The sequence below is a fragment of the Streptococcus mitis genome (assembly GCF_047463435.1).
In the GTDB taxonomy this organism is placed as follows: domain Bacteria; phylum Bacillota; class Bacilli; order Lactobacillales; family Streptococcaceae; genus Streptococcus; species Streptococcus mitis_DS.
The window spans coordinates 128031-143097 of record NZ_JASHDW010000006.1; the positions used below are offsets into that span (position 1 = coordinate 128031).

Sequence of the window (15067 nt, forward strand, 5' to 3'; positions counted from 1 at the left end):
AAATAGTGATAAAATAACATAGATATCTATGCTCTCGTTTCAAAAAATCACTGCCTCCCCCAGATAGGCCTGAGGAAAACAGTGATTCAATTTTTAGGAATTAGGAATGAATACACGAAATCAATTGATCTTATGATTTTTTGTTTTTCAAGAATTCATCGTATTGTTTTTGCATTTCGTTCAATACTTTATCGTAAGCACCTTCAGATTTCAATTTTTCCATCAATTCTGGAATAGCTTTGTCTGGGTCTACAGTACCAGTGTTGATAGCTGTATCGAATTGTTGCATTGTGTTAGAGATTGCTGAGATTTCAGATTTCACATTGTCAGTGTTAAAGATGAATCCAAGTGCTGGAGATTCTTTAGCTTCAGCCAACTGTTTCTTAGAATCTTCGATTTGTTGGTCTGTAACGTTTTCGTTGATGTAAAGGATCCAGTTGTTACCAGTGTTCCATCCACCCATGTGAGTGTTTCCTTTGTAGCCATCAAGGACTTTAACACGGTTTTCTTTACCTGGAATTTTTTCCCAGTTCTTGCCTTCTGGACCATAAACAAGACCATTCAAGAGTTCTGGGTTAGTGTTCAAGAGGTTCAACACTTCCATTGATTTTTCTTTGTTCTTAGAGTTGTTTGAGATAACAAAGTTAGCAACTTGTGTTGTTTGGTTTTTCTTGATGAAGTTAGTGATTGGTTTGATTTGGATATCTTTGTTCGCAACACGTGAAAGCAAGCTGTTACCGTAGTCAGCTGGTCCTACTGTTTCTTCACGAACGAACCAAGTATCTTGTTGAAGGTCAAATGAAGTATCGCTTGTTGCTACGTCTTTTGGAATGTATCCAGCTTCATAGAATTTGTGAAGAGTCTTCAAGTGTTCTTTAAAGCGAGGCACTTCGTAACGGTTTACGATCTTAGTAGTGTCCCCTTCAAGGTCGATAACGAATGGAAGTCCGTTTGGAACTGGGTAGTCAAAGTTATCAGATGGGATGAAGTTCTTAGTAACCGCAAATGGCACTACATCTGGAGCTTTTTCTTTGATTTGTTTCAAGACTGGTTCAAGTGTTTCATATGAAGTGACACCTGAAATATCGATACCGTATTTAGCAAGAAGAGTTCCGTTGAAAGCGAAGTTTTGAGATGATGCAACGTTGGCTGCAACTGGAACTGCGTAAATTTTACCGTTAATGCTGTTACCTTTGATGTAAGCTGGGTCAAGTGCTTTATAAAGCTCTGCCCCTTCTTTCTTATACAAGTCAGTCAAGTCAGCATAGGCACCTTTTTGAGCATTTACAACATAGTTAGATGCAAAGGCGATATCGTAGTTTTCACCAGATGATGTGATAACTGACATTTTCTTATCATAGTCACCCCATCCAAGATATTGGATATCCAATTTAGCACCAACTTTTTCACCGATGATTTTGTTAGCATTTTCTAGCAATTCATCTAAGTTATCTGGTTTGTCACCGATTTGGTACATTTTGATAACAGTTTTTTCACCTGAAGCTGAGTCAGCAGCTTTTTTACTGTTACCTGAAAGGTTTCCACAAGCAGCGAGACCAGCAGCCAAAGCGACTACGCTAGCAGATGCAAAAGCATATTTTTTCCAGTTTTTCATGACAAAAACTCCTTTTTTTATTTTTAAACTTATAAACAATATAATGATCTTAACTTCACGCAAGGGAAGTTTGGAAATGAGAAATGATTTTTCTCGACAAGTACTATTCTTTCACACCACCGATAGTCAAACCTTTTACAAAGTAGCGTTGGAAGAATGGATACAAAATCGCGATTGGAAGGGTTGCGACCACAACCATGGCCATACGACCTGTTTCTTTTGGAAGAGCAACTCCCAGTTGACCAGATAGGCCGACTGCTTTGGCGATGTAATCCATATTTTGTTGGATTTGCATGAGCAAATATTGCAATGGATACAAGTTGTCACTCTTGATGTAAAGAAGGGCATTGAACCAGTCATTCCAGAAACCAAGAGCTGTCAAGAGCGTGATGGTTGCAATACCTGGTAGTGACAATGGCAAACAGATTTGGAAGAAGATCCGGGCCTCACTAGCACCATCAATACGAGCGGATTCTAGAATAGCTTCTGGAATGGTCTTCTTGAAGAAGGAACGCATCAAGATGATGTTAAATGGTGAGAGAAGCATTGGAACAATCAAAGCCCAAACTGTATCACCAAGTTGAAGTAAACGAGTTACCACGATATAGCCCGGTACCAAACCAGCGTTGAACAACATACTAAGAAGGGCAAAAATCGTAAAGAATCTGCGATACTTAAAGGTTGTCCGTGAAATAGCGTAGGCATAAGTTGTTGTGATAAAAACGTTTGTGATAGTCCCCACCACTGTTACAAAGACTGAGATGAAGAGGGCTTGGAGGATTTTATCCTTAAACTGTGCCAAAAACTCAAAACCGTCTAAGCCAAATTGAGATGGGAAGAAGCTATATCCATTTTGGAGGATACTCTTTTCATCTGTCACCGAAATAACGATAACGAATACAAAGGGTAGGATACAAGAGAGGGCAACCAAACCAGAAATGGTACTAAAGAAGATATCTGCTTTCTTACTGAAGGAGTGAATGCCGACATTATCAATTTTTTCTTTTTTAATTTTCTTTTCTGCCATATTCTCCTCCTTTCTAGAACAAGGCTGAGTTTGGATCAACTCGTCTTGCCAGTAAGTTTGATAGGATAACCAGAATCAAACCGACTACTGATTGATAGAGACCTGCCGCTGAAGCCATCCCGATATCTGCTGTCTGAGTCAAACCATTATAAACATATACGTCCAAGACGTTGGTTACGTTATAAAGCTGACCAGCATTGTGGGGGATTTGGTAGAAAAGACCGAAGTCTGCACGAAAGATATTTCCGACTGCAAGGATGGTCAATACAGTTACCAATGGTGTCAACTGCGGAATGGTTACATTGCGAATTCGTTGCCATTTGCTGGCTCCGTCCACTGTCGCTGCTTCGTAGTAGGTTGGATCAATTCCCATGATTGTCGCATAGTACATGACACTGCTATATCCAAAACCTTTCCAAATACCTAGGAAAAGTAGGAGATATGGCCAGATGCCCAAGTCAGCGTAGAAATTGACTTCCTTCATTCCGATAGATTCTAGGAAATGGTTGAATACCCCTTTATCAATGTTTAGGAAGGCATCTGTAAAGAAACTGATGATAACCCAAGACAAGAAGTAAGGGAACAACATAGAAGTTTGGAAAATCTTAACCATTCTCTTAGAACGGAGTTCACTGAGGATGATAGCAATCCCTACAGATACAATCAAACCGATAAAGATAAAGCCGAGATTGTAGAGGACAGTATTTCGTGTGATAATAAAGGCATCTTTTGAACTAAACAAGAATCTGAAATTATCGAGTCCGACCCATTTACTATTCACGATACTATCTATAAATCCATTACTGGTCATGTGGTAGTCTTTAAAGGCAACCACGTTCCCAAATACTGGAATGTAGAAGAATAGAGTCAACCAGAGTGCCCCTGGCAAAACCATTAAGAGAAAGATCCAGTTGTCTCTCAAGGTTTTTGAAAACTTATTCATAATTTCCTCCCTTTTTTATTTTGATATCCATCTAAAAATTCCTTTTTAGACTTTTGATAACGATTACATTATTAGTATACTCCTATTTGAAGGTTAGGTTAAACTACTAATTATAGAAAAAACTCCACAAATTATTTTATGTGGAGTACTTTTTTAAGAAAGGGATGTTTCACGCGAAACACCCTGCGCCAAGCAAGGTGTTCTTGTTTTTAAGTTGTATAAATCGTCGAAGCTGTCGCAATGGTATGCCACTGGTTGGCTGTTGTGGCTGCGAAGTCCTTGTCTGCGTAGAAGTCAGTAAATGGCAGAATTTCCACTTCTAACTCATCGATGCGGTCCAGCTGACCAGCCAGATAAGCTTCGATACGGCTTTCTGCTCGCTTAATGCGTTGCAAGAGTCCGCCCATACGGATGTCAACTGTATCCAAGCCAAAGACCTTGTTTTCCTTCAACCATTGGTAACTAAAGAGCGCATGGAAGTCTTCGATTTGGCTTCTGAGTTCTGGTAATTCTTGTCTTGCGATTTCTTGCAGACTTTCTTTATCATCCGTTTGGTAAGCCTGACGAATGCGCCGTCCCACATCGACTTTGCTACTTAAAATAGCATTCAACTGAGCCTGAGTTTCAAAGAGATAGGCATAGTTGCCAGCTTTTTCTTTAATATCAGCAAGCGTCTCAGCAGCCTGAGCGAAGTGCGGCTTGTCCTGTTCAGGTGTCATGTGTCGGTCAAGGATCGGACAGAGAACATCCTGATAAAAGACATAGCGGTTGGGATTGATGCCACTGAGATTACCTGGTAGGTCTGGTAAAAGGTTGGCAAGGTCAATCTGCATAAAATCTTCAACCGATAGACCAGTATTGGTTTGGAAGTGAGCAGACAAACGGTCTAGGTCATTGCGATAGCTGAGTTCTGCCCAGATTTGCAAGCTTGGTAGGATAGAGAATTGGGCTGTTTCCCCACCATTATCCCCCCAACCCGTTACAATGACTTCTTTTATCTCATTGGCACGGCAGGCTTTATTAGCCTCAGTAGCTACTAGACGGCTGAAATGGTTATTGGGTGTGAAACCAATCCACTTCCAAGCACCTCCTGCAAATGCAAGGTCATGGCTAATCTTGTGATGGTTGCGGAAGTTGCGATTGTATTTTTCCTCGCTATCCTGATAATAGTCCCAGTAAACCAAGGTCACACGATCTTTGAGACGGTCTAGGTAGACACGAGTTTCTTCTGGAATTTCCACATCACGGTCGTACTGCCCATCTACTGACATAAGTTTAAAGAACATATCGCTCCACATCTGGCAGTGGAAACCATATTTGTCTGCAATATCCAGCACGCGCTCCAAGTGTTGGCACATGAGGAGACTACGATCCACAACACCGTTCAGAATCAAGTAGCGTCCCAAACCAACCAAGTGGGCTTCGTCCATCCCGATATTGACCTTGCGAGTTTGTAGTTTAGACAGAGTAGCAAACATACCATCAATCAGGTCATAAACCTTTTCTTCGCCGATAAGAAGGATATCCTCCACATCACGGAGCTCCTGGACTTCTTTGACACCCCATTTGACGAAGGCTGACAAGTGAGCCAAGGTCTGGATACATGGCACAAAGATCATGTCAAACTGCTGGGCATAGGTTTCAATTTCCTGCAATTCCTCAGCTGAGTAGGCTCCACGGAAATAGCCAAAGTAAGGCTGCCCTTCAATCTGGTAAGTGTCTTCCATGTAGAGCTCAAAAGTTGAGTAGCCCATGAGAGCTAAGACCTCAATCATCTGCTTGGCAGAAGCCACATTCAGCACCGCATTTCGAGAACAGTCAGCCATGTAGGCTAAATCTTCATAAGCCGCCTTCTCCTTAATCTCTACTTTATCACCTTCTGCTAGAGCTGTTACCAACAAGGACAAGGCGCGATAGAGTTGGTGAGGTTTGCGATAGGTTAGTTGATAGTGTCCACCCTCACCCTTGATAGAGATAGAGGCTTGGTCAGATTGGGCGACAGCTACTTCGACATCTGGTAGAGAAATGTGCTTTTGAAGCAACTCTATAGCTTGATGTTGTTTACTGCTAATTCCTGTAAATCTTACCATTGATTTTCCTCCTGTAACCAGTTGACAAGGGCACCGTAGAGATTGGCATCTGCATGATAGGTGCAGGCTTGGATGACGGGTGTGACCGTGTATTCTTCGTAGGTATCAACAAAGTCATCTACAGCTTTTTTGACCCCTTGAATAAAATCTGGATTTTGACTGATAGAGCCTCCCAGACTGATGACATCTGGATCGATGAGATACTGGATATTGAGCAAGCCTTGCGCCAAATTACGATTCATCCGCTCAATGGCTTCTTGACAAAGGGCATTTCCTGCTTCGGCTTCTTGGTAAATTTTGCGACCGTCCCAGTCAGTCTGACCAGATTTTTCAATCACGTAGCGTACCATATTCCCAGTTGACGCTAATTGCGACCAGTTGTTGAGCTTTTCAGCAGGGGCAAGAGTTGTCATGTAGCCAAATTCTCCACCCAGACCGTGGCGACCTCGATGAAGTCTACCATTGATAATCATGGCTCCGCCAATCCCTGTCCCAATCACGACACAGGCTGCATTTTCAAGTTCTGGATGAGCCAGTAATTCACTGAGTCCAACGCAGTTGGCATCATTTTCCAGATGGACAGGAATCTGATAAGAGCTAAGCGCCTCATACCAAGAAAATCCGTGAATGTAGGGTACTGCACTGAAGCCATCAATCACACCTGTCTCTTGATTGACCGCGCCTGGAACGCTCATAGCAATCCCGCTATAATCCTGCTCTGACAAACGTTGATCTAGCCAAGCTAGTAAGTCCTCCAAACTTTCTGGCGTTGGAATGCTTGTCTTATCCAGTATTTTCCCATCAGGAGTCAGACTGGCAAACTTAATTCCAGTCCCTCCGATATCAATCGTTGCAATGGTCATTGTTTTTACCATAAAAAGGGGCGAATCAGCAGTTAGTCCTTACTTTTTCGCCCCTCCTTTCTTTTTATGTTTACTTTTTGAAATTAAATTTCTTCTTTTTTGAGGAATTCTGTACGAATCTCTTGTGGTGAAATGAGTCCTCTATGAACTGGGTATGGTCGTTCAAGTAGGTCAAGGAATAGATGTTGACTTTCCGGTACACGTACATTTTCACTACACATATTGTAGTAACGAAGAACATAGCCTTCTTCATTTTCAGCTACCTTAAAGGCTGTTGGACAGATTTGCGGTATGCTGAGAACGGAATGGCTCAAGAGGCTACCAGTCGCAGCCACGCTTCCTTCCTGTCTAGCAAGCTGAAGGCTGGTAAATGGTGTCTGCAAGGCCTTAGCACGACGGAAAGCTGAGAAGCGTTCTTGGGCTTGGTGGCATTCAAGCGCAAACTCAACTTCAAACTCACGCAAGCATTGAGCTTCTGGTGTTGGGAAGTAACCCCAGTCACCTAGCTCACCTGATGCACGCAAAATAGTCACTGCAATGGTGTCGTCTCCAAGGATTTCGTATTCATTTAATCCCTTGTTGGATACAGTCACCCCTTTTTCATCGTCATACAGACTGACAAAGGCTTGTTGGTGTTGAGGATTTTCAGGATTTTCCCATGAAGCAGCTGGTTTGTTTGGTCGTGTCACCACCTCATAGATGCTTTCAGAATCATTGCTTGGACGCGTGTTATGAGTCTTGACCAAGAGGCGGATACGGTGGTCTTTGGCAGTGTTGGTAAAGCGAGTCTTGCAACGGATTTGTGGATTATCAACGAAGACAGTCAGCTCTGTTTCAAGAGGAATGCTTGTCAATTCTTCTGAACGTCCAGCTTCACGCTTCATAAACTCGATGATGCCTTTTTGCTCTTCTTCTAGCTTTTCATCCGCGCTGACAGGCACGGCCAATTCATGTTTGAGCAAAATCTTAGCATAGCGAGCTGTGTTTTCCAAGACCTCATAGCCTTTCAGCTCTGCAAAGATTGGCTCTGTTCCTTTTGGTTGGAAATAGATATACTCGTTTCCGATATCCCCACGGTCTTCGAAGCGGATAAAATCTTCATAGGCTTCGTGAGTTGTCTTATCATAAACTGTGATATTGTCATCCACACTAACCGTTACAAATGGCGTATCAATCACTCCGTTTTGGTAAATACCGTCGCGGTGTTCTTGTTCTCCTTCCAGCAATTGGAAGGTTGTCCAAGAAAGCGGCGCTAGGTGAACTGGAATGGTCACGCGCACTTGTCGGGCGATACGAGCTTGGCGGAACTTGTCTTTTGGTAAATCGTACTCAAAATTAGCTCCGAGGTCTTCAATTTTAGCCTCTACAGGACGCCCATCCAAGTCCTCCACATGGTAACTTGGCAAGGTAAGAGCAGCCATCTTCTTGTAGCCTTCTGTTGGATGCAATTCCTTGAAATCACAAGTCGCAACATCAATCACTGTGCTGACAGTATCGACCTTATCATGCAAGCCTGTATTAATGACAGTAAAGAGATAGTCACTTTGAGCTTTAGCTGTAGCGATTTTACCCTTCCACTCGTTGAGCAGGTTGCTCTTAACAAAGTTTCCGACTTGATTAACCTTGGCAAAACGAGTTTCCATTTCGCGGTGAACTTCGTCCACGCTACAGCCACAGATACTATCATGCGGCGCATTTTGCAAAAGAGTTTTCCAAGCATAGGTCAACTGGTCCTTGTGGTTATGACCACCAGTGATGATAGTTAGTGGCTCCACTACTTGCTCTAGGAGGTTGCTATTTTCTTGGAAGGATTGTTTGAGATAAATACGAGATGAAGAAGTGTTGGCAAGTGTATACCAGCCGTCTGTTTCCTGACTGGTCAACTCACCTGTAACCGTTGATAACTGCTCTGGTAGGGCACTTTCCACAGCTTGGACATATTCATCAAAAGAACTGTGAACAAAGGTCACATCTGGGAAGAGTTCATTTGCCACACGAATGGCTTCACTCAGATTTTTCTGTACAGGCTGGTGGTCACAGCCGTTCATCATCAACCATTGGTTAGTCGAAGCGTAGGCACGCACATCTGACAATTTTTGTTTCCAGAAGGTCAAGGCCTCTTCTTTATCAACTGGGATTTCATTCCCGTTACTGTACCAGTTGGCAAAGAGGATACCGAGGACACGACTTCCGTCCGCACCCTGCCAGTACATTTCTGAAAACTGGGAAGTAAACTGCTCATCTTCGAGGACTTGGTTGTCAAATCCAATCGGCTTCACACCACGACCAAAGGCTGCCACGTGAATGCCTGATTTTTGTAGGATTTGAGGCGCTTGTCCCATATTTCCAAAGGTATCTGGGAAGTAACCAATCTGAGTAGATTTGCCCCATTTTGCACATTCTGCTTGACCAATCAAGGTATTGCGGACATTGGCTTCACTTGAAATCAAGTAATCATCTTGCAAGATGTAAAAAGGACCAATTTTAAGTTTGCCTTCGTCAATATATCGTTGGACTTTGTCGCGATTCTCAGGGCGAATCTCCAAGTAGTCATCAAGGACAATGGTTTGGCCATCCAAGTGGAAGCTCTTGAACTCAGGGTCATTTTCAAAGAGATCAAAGAGATTGTCAAATAATTCCACCAACTGCATACGGTGGCTTTCAAAAGGTAAGTACCACTCACGGTCCCAGTGACTATGTGAGATAATATGTACGACAACATTTTCCATGAAGTAAAACCTCATTCTAAATTTAAATTTTTATTGTTAACGTTTTAAATGTAAATTTGTGATTCTTTCCAAGAATCAATTGCTTTTAAGCGTGTTCCTTAGCGGATATCCAAGTAATCCAAGACCAATTCACAGAACATCATGTTGGCCCAAGAAAACCATTCACGAGAGTAGAGAGTTGGGTCATCTACGTGGAAGCTTTCATGCATAACACCTGTACCACCATCGCAAGCAACCAGCTGATCCAGCAAGAATTTTTTCTCTGCCTTATCTCTTGTTGTCAAGCCTTGGATAGAAAGGGCGATGGGCCAGATATAGCGATAGAAGGTATGAGAACTTCCGAGACCGCTAGCGTATTCTCCTTGGTAGAAATATGGATTTTCAGGGCTCAAAATGGTACGACGAGTGGCTTGATAGACTTCGTCGTCAATGTCGCAGTAGCCCAGATAAGGTGCAGCCAACAAACTTGGTACGTTTGGATCATCCATGATGCTGGCATTTCCTAGACCATCCACTTCAAAGGCATAAATCTTTTCGCCCTTGCTGTTGGTTGTGTAGGCGTAGTTTTCAATTCCTTCTTGGATTTCAGACTGGAGACGCTTAGCATCTGTGATAATGCTCGAGCTATCAGCTAGGTTTAATGCTGCAAAGATTTCTTGGACATAACCCAAGACTACTACAGCAAACATATTGGACGGAATCAAGTAACTATACTGACAGCAGTCATCACTCGGACGAAAAGCTGACCAGGTCATGCCTGTTACTGCAAAGTCAGGTCCAAAGCCATCATTTACAAGTGTATCTTCCTTACGGTCCGTATCTCGGACAAAACGATAAGGAGAGTTCTTGTGGTCTTGTTCTACCGTCCACAGATGAAGAATCTCCTTAGTCGCTTCAACAAAAGTCTCATCAAACTGACTAGTCTCACCAGTCTCTTTCCAGAGGAGATAAGCCAACTGCAAAGGATAGCAAAGCGAATCCACCTCATACTTGCGCTCCCAAATCCAGCCATTGAGGTCGGTATGGTCTGTCTCGTGGTGCCCCTTCCAGTTTTCCTCGATGTTGAAGGAATTGGCATAAGGATCCTTGAGTACCAAGGTCATCTGACGTTTGACCAAACCTGAGATGGTCTGACGCAAGAGGGCATCCCTTTTAGCCACATGCAGGTAAGGTCTGAGTTGGGCTGTCGAATCTCGAAGCCACATAGCAGGAATATCCCCAGTCAAGACAAAAGTTGAACCATCTTCTAGGATTTCAACCGTATTGTCCAAGGTGTCGGTGTAGCAACGCTCGAAAACATCCACCCACTCTGGATGGTCCTTAGCCCGCTCTGCCACTTCATCTAGCCATTCTCGAACAATTTCTTTTGAATAAATCATCGTGCAGTATCCTCTTTCAAACAAGTTTCATTTTCAGTATATAGCTTTTGAGACAGAAAATACATACACAAATGATAGTCATTTTTCTACAAAATAGTTATCTTTGAAGCTCCTTTTCTAAAGGCCCTCTTTTTCTGATATAATGTAGAAAAACAGCTAAAGGAAAGACTATGAAACCACTACTTGAAACCATCGATACCCGCTTTGGAACTGCTAGCAAGCATGCCTTCTCTCGGGGAAATACCCTGCCATACACAGGAGTTCCTTTTGGGATGAATTACTTTGTGCCCCAGACCAGTGACCGGGAGGGAGCTTGGTTTTTCGATCCGCATCTGCCTATCTTTCAGGGGATTCGATTGACCCACCAGCCCAGTCCTTGGATTGGGGACTACTCTTGGCTCCTTCTGACACCTGTCACAGGCCATCTAGGTGGAGACTGCGTCTTTCACCGCCAGTCTTCCTATGATATCGAAAAAGCCTCTTTCCAACCTCATTATCTGAAGATTTTCTCCCTGCGCTATCAGATTGAAACCCAGTTCACACCGACTTGCTACGGTGCTTCTATTCGTTTGGAGCAAAAGCAAGGCAAAACCCTCTCCCTCTATCTTCACGCAGCAGATGAGCTGACCGTGGAGCAAGTAGATAAGCGAACTCTTGCCCTGCGACAAGAAGGAAAAACTGAGACCAACAAAAATTCACTGATACTGTTCACTGCCCTGAAAATGAATACGGGTATTCTTGCTGTCAGCCAGGAAGGGAGAGACTGGCGAATTGACTTAGCAAGTAGCCATACTGAAATTCAGCTAGCCACTTCTTTCATCTCTCCTTCTCAAGCACTGCTTAATCTACCTCAAAAGGACTTTGACAGCTGTAAATCAAGTGCACAAGCGAACTGGGAAAATCTCCTCCATCGTTTTGACATTATAGAAACAGGAGAGACTGACCGAACCTTCTTTGACCACTGTCTCTACAGACTCTTCCTCTTTCCTCAGACTTTTTATGAGGTTGATGAATCAGGACAAGCCATCCACAAAGATCTGGCTACTGGAACTGTAAAGCCTGGTGTCCTCTTCAGCAACAATGGTTTCTGGGATACCTTCCGCACCACCTTCCCCCTCTTTGCCCTTGTCATACCAGAGTATTATCGTCTCTTTTTAGAAGGCTTTCTCAATAGCTACCGCGATACTGGTTTTCTTCCAAAATGGCTGGCTCCAGATGAACGGGGGATGATGCCAGGTACACTTTTAGACGGTATTATCGCAGATAGCGCCTGCAAGGACATGACCCCTGACCTAGAAGTAGAACTCCTCCAAGCTATGCTCGAAACAGCCAGCAAGGCCGATCCTCTCGGCATCAATGGTCGCCACGGACTAGCCCAATACCAAGAACTAGGCTACCTCTCTACCGACCACCACGAAAGTGTCAGTCACACCCTTGACTATGCCTATAGCGACTTTTGTATCGCCAGCTGTGCCAAAAAACTAGGGAAAATAAAAATCGCTGAAAACTACAAAGCTGCATCACAAAATTACCGCCATCTATTTGATGCTGAGACAGGTTACATGCGAGCGCGAGACAATCAAGGCAACTTCCGCCCTGACTTCTCTCCTTATAGTTGGGGACGTGATTATGCCGAATGTTCAGCTATCCAAGCAACTTTAGGCGTTCTCCACGACATCCCAGACTTAATCCAGCTTATGGGCGGAAAAGAAGCCTTTAGTCACTATCTTTCGAAAGCCTGTCAAGAGGCTCCCCTCTTTGAGACGACTGGCTATGGTTACGAGATTCATGAAATGAGCGAGATGGCTACTGCTCCTTTTGGACAAGTCGCTATTTCCAACCAACCGAGCTTCCACATTCCTTATCTCTTCCGTTACAGCGACTACCCTGACTACACCGCCCTTCTCATCAAGACGCTGCGTCAGAAAGCCTTTCACCCAAGCTGGCAAGCCTATCCCGGCGATGAAGACAATGGTAGTCTCTCGGCCTGGTACATCTGGTCGGCTCTCGGATTCTATCCGACCTGTCCAGGCAAACCAAGCTATGACCTCGGAATTCCTCTCTTTGACCACCTCCGTATCTACCTAGCTAAAGAAAATAAATGGCTAGATATTCATACTGAGCAAAACCACAGCCACTTCAACTTTGTCAAAGAGTGCCGACTGGACAAAACCTCAGTATCTAGCATTCAACACCAAGACCTCTTGAAAGCTGAGCAACTGACCTTCACCCTCAGCTGGTTGCCAAGTCAGCCGTCCACTTCCTGAAATGCAAAAATCTCCTAGCAGACTTTCCTGCTAGGAGATTTTCTTATGAGAGGTACTTGTTTAATACTCAATGAAAATCAAAGAGCAAACTAGGAAGCTAGCCGAAGGCTGTACTTGAGTACGGCAAGGTGAAGCTGACGTGGTTTGAATTTGATTTTCGAAGAGTATAAGCTTTAAAAATCGGATTTATCATCTGATAAGTATCAAACAATCTACCAATTAAGCTTCTTCGTCTTCTTTACGACGACGGCCTGCAAGACCAAGACCAAGTAATGCACTTGCGGCAGCTGCTACCATAGCTACAGTAGAATCTGCTGTACCTGTATTTGGCAATTCTTTAGCTGCTTTACGCGCATTTGTTGCTGCTTCTTGGCTAGCATTAGCTGCTGCTTGAGTTGTAGCTGGAGCTACAGCTGGTGTTTGAGCAACTTGGTCGTTAGCTGGAGTTGCATGATCAGTTGATGGAGCAACTTTCGCCATGAAGTCTTCGATACGTTTAACCATTGCATCTACTTCTGCTTGACTTGCGTCTGCATTAGCAAATACTTTCTTAGCATCTGCTAATAAGTCATTCGCTTCTTTTGCAGTTTCTGCATCAAGCTTAGCTGATTCTTTGATGATTAATTCATCTAATTGACGAATAGCGCCTTCTAACTTAGCTTTATCCACTTTTGCATCAGTGTTAGTTGTTCCGTTGTTGCCAGAAGTTCCATTTCCACCATTGTTTGGAGCTGAAGGACGTTGTTTAAAGATATCTTCAGCGGCAATTGCTAAAACTTTACCATCTTTAGTTACAACAGTTGCATTTCCTGCTTTGTCGAAGATAACTTCTACCACATCAGCATTTGCTCCTTTAATCTTAGCTTTTGCAGCTTCTTTTTCTGCATCTGTTAAGTTATTGAGGTCTGCTACTGTTTCTTTTTCGAAGTCAAGGTTGATGTTATCTCCGCTATTCTTAGCTGTTACATCACTTGCTGTTTTCACTAATTGGTCTTTTGCAATTGATACTGTATTTCCATCTAATGTGACTGTTGCGTTCCCTTTATCGTCTACTACTACAGTCACTCCTGGATTTACTGCTTCAATTGCTTTCTTAACTGCTGCTTTTTCAGCATCTGTTAATTTTTCCTTATCAGCTACTAATGTGCGAATAGCAGGAGTTTTAACAGCTGTATTCTTAGCTGCATCTGCCAAATCATCTGCTGGAATAACTAGATCTAAAGCTGGAATATTAAGAACTGTACCATCACCTTTAGCTACTGTTGCATTACCCTTATCGTCCACTACTACAGTTGAACCTGGGTTGACTGCTTTAACCTTATCTTCGATTGCTTTCTTCTCTTCTGAAGTTAGAGCATCTGGATTTGCTACTACAGTTTTAGCTGCTGGTGTATTTACATCATTACCTGCATTTTCTTTAGTAATATCATCTTGTGTTTTCACTAAATCAGTTGCTGGAATCACCGCTGTCTTACCTTCTGGAGTTGTAACTGTTGCATTACCCTTATCATCCACTACTACAGTTGAACCTGGGTTGACTGCTTTAACCTTATCTTCAATCGCTTTCTTCTCAGCATCTGTAAGTTTATCTGGGTTAGCTACTACAGTTTTAGCTGCTGGTGTATTCACATCGTTACCTGCATTTGGTTTAGCTGCATCCGCTGCTGACTTAGTCAAGTCTGACGCTGGAATTACCGCTGTCTTACCTGCTGGAGTTGTAACTGTCGCGTTTCCTTTATCGTCCACTACTACAGTTGAACCTGGGTTGACTGCTTTAACCTTATCTTCAATCGCTTTCTTCTCAGCATCTGTAAGTTTGTCTGGATTTGCTACTACTGTCTTATCCGCTGGTTTAACGATGTCATTGCCTGCATTTGGTTTAGCTGCGTCTGCTGCTGACTTAGTCAAGTCTGACGCTGGAATTACTGCTGTCTTACCTGCTGGAGTTGTAACTGTTGCATTGCCTTTATCGTCCACTACTACAGTTGAACCTGGGTTGACTGCTTTAACCTTATCTTCAATCGCTGTCTTCTCAGCATCTGTAAGTTTGTCTGGGTTAGCTACTACAGTTTTGTCCGCTGGTTTAACGATATCATTGCCTGCGTTTGGTTTAGCTGCATCCGCTTCTGACTTAGTCAAGTCTGACGCTGGAAT

At 43.3% G+C, this 15067-nt stretch carries 9 protein-coding genes; 1 reads left to right on the plus strand and 8 read right to left on the minus strand.

Going from position 1 to position 15067, the window contains the following annotated elements; translation table 11 throughout:
- Window positions 1-130 precede the first annotated feature (130 nt).
- The 7 genes from QM843_RS05385 to QM843_RS05415 all read right to left on the minus strand — a co-directional run bounded on the left by QM843_RS05385 (window position 131) and on the right by QM843_RS05415 (window position 10646).
- Entirely contained in the window at window positions 131-1615 is a 1485-nt protein-coding gene (locus tag QM843_RS05385) for an ABC transporter substrate-binding protein (RefSeq protein WP_000800391.1), read from the minus strand.
- Between the two features lie 103 nt (window positions 1616-1718).
- A complete protein-coding gene (locus QM843_RS05390; RefSeq protein WP_000818353.1) occupies window positions 1719-2642 on the minus strand; it encodes a carbohydrate ABC transporter permease in 924 nt (307 codons plus the stop codon).
- 13 nt (window positions 2643-2655) lie between these two features.
- Entirely contained in the window at window positions 2656-3585 is a 930-nt protein-coding gene (locus QM843_RS05395; protein WP_049515574.1) for an ABC transporter permease, read from the minus strand.
- A gap of 209 nt (window positions 3586-3794) precedes the next feature.
- Window positions 3795-5675, minus strand: coding sequence for a beta-N-acetylhexosaminidase (locus tag QM843_RS05400; protein ID WP_414304358.1), 1881 nt, complete (start codon window positions 5673-5675; stop codon window positions 3795-3797).
- Entirely contained in the window at window positions 5669-6538 is an 870-nt protein-coding gene (locus tag QM843_RS05405) for an ROK family protein (RefSeq protein WP_049501978.1), read from the minus strand. The genes QM843_RS05400 and QM843_RS05405 overlap by 7 nt, the downstream gene beginning before the upstream one ends.
- An 83-nt stretch (window positions 6539-6621) precedes the next feature.
- On the minus strand, window positions 6622-9267 hold the full coding sequence (locus QM843_RS05410; RefSeq protein WP_414304357.1) for an alpha-mannosidase: 2646 nt from the start codon (window positions 9265-9267) through the stop codon (window positions 6622-6624).
- Between the two features lie 98 nt (window positions 9268-9365).
- Window positions 9366-10646 carry a glycoside hydrolase family 125 protein gene (locus tag QM843_RS05415; protein WP_414304356.1) on the minus strand — a complete coding sequence of 427 codons (1281 nt, stop codon included), beginning with the start codon at window positions 10644-10646 and terminating at the stop codon, window positions 9366-9368.
- A 170-nt stretch (window positions 10647-10816) separates the two neighbouring features.
- On the opposite strand from QM843_RS05415, the gene QM843_RS05420 reads away from it, so the two are divergent.
- Window positions 10817-12913 carry a GH92 family glycosyl hydrolase gene (locus QM843_RS05420; RefSeq protein ID WP_414304355.1) on the plus strand — a complete coding sequence of 699 codons (2097 nt, stop codon included), beginning with the start codon at window positions 10817-10819 and terminating at the stop codon, window positions 12911-12913.
- A gap of 219 nt (window positions 12914-13132) precedes the next feature.
- Here the strand turns inward: QM843_RS05420 and QM843_RS05425 are convergent.
- Window positions 13133-15067: MiiA motif-containing surface protein (locus QM843_RS05425; RefSeq protein ID WP_414399179.1), on the minus strand; the 1935-nt coding region annotated here is incomplete at its 5' end.

Excerpts from the sequence above, each read along its gene's own strand:
- QM843_RS05390 (WP_000818353.1), bottom strand. The coding sequence starts at position 2,642 with ATGGCAGAAAAGAAAATTAAAAAAGAAAAAATTGATAATGTCGGCATT.
- QM843_RS05385 (WP_000800391.1), bottom strand. The coding sequence starts at position 1,615 with ATGAAAAACTGGAAAAAATATGCTTTTGCATCTGCTAGCGTAGTCGCT.
- QM843_RS05415 (WP_414304356.1), bottom strand. The coding sequence starts at position 10,646 with ATGATTTATTCAAAAGAAATTGTTCGAGAATGGCTAGATGAAGTGGCA.
- QM843_RS05395 (WP_049515574.1), bottom strand. The coding sequence starts at position 3,585 with ATGAATAAGTTTTCAAAAACCTTGAGAGACAACTGGATCTTTCTCTTA.
- QM843_RS05420 (WP_414304355.1), top strand. The coding sequence starts at position 10,817 with ATGAAACCACTACTTGAAACCATCGATACCCGCTTTGGAACTGCTAGC.
- QM843_RS05405 (WP_049501978.1), bottom strand. The coding sequence starts at position 6,538 with ATGACCATTGCAACGATTGATATCGGAGGGACTGGAATTAAGTTTGCC.
- QM843_RS05410 (WP_414304357.1), bottom strand. The coding sequence starts at position 9,267 with ATGGAAAATGTTGTCGTACATATTATCTCACATAGTCACTGGGACCGT.
- QM843_RS05400 (WP_414304358.1), bottom strand. The coding sequence starts at position 5,675 with ATGGTAAGATTTACAGGAATTAGCAGTAAACAACATCAAGCTATAGAG.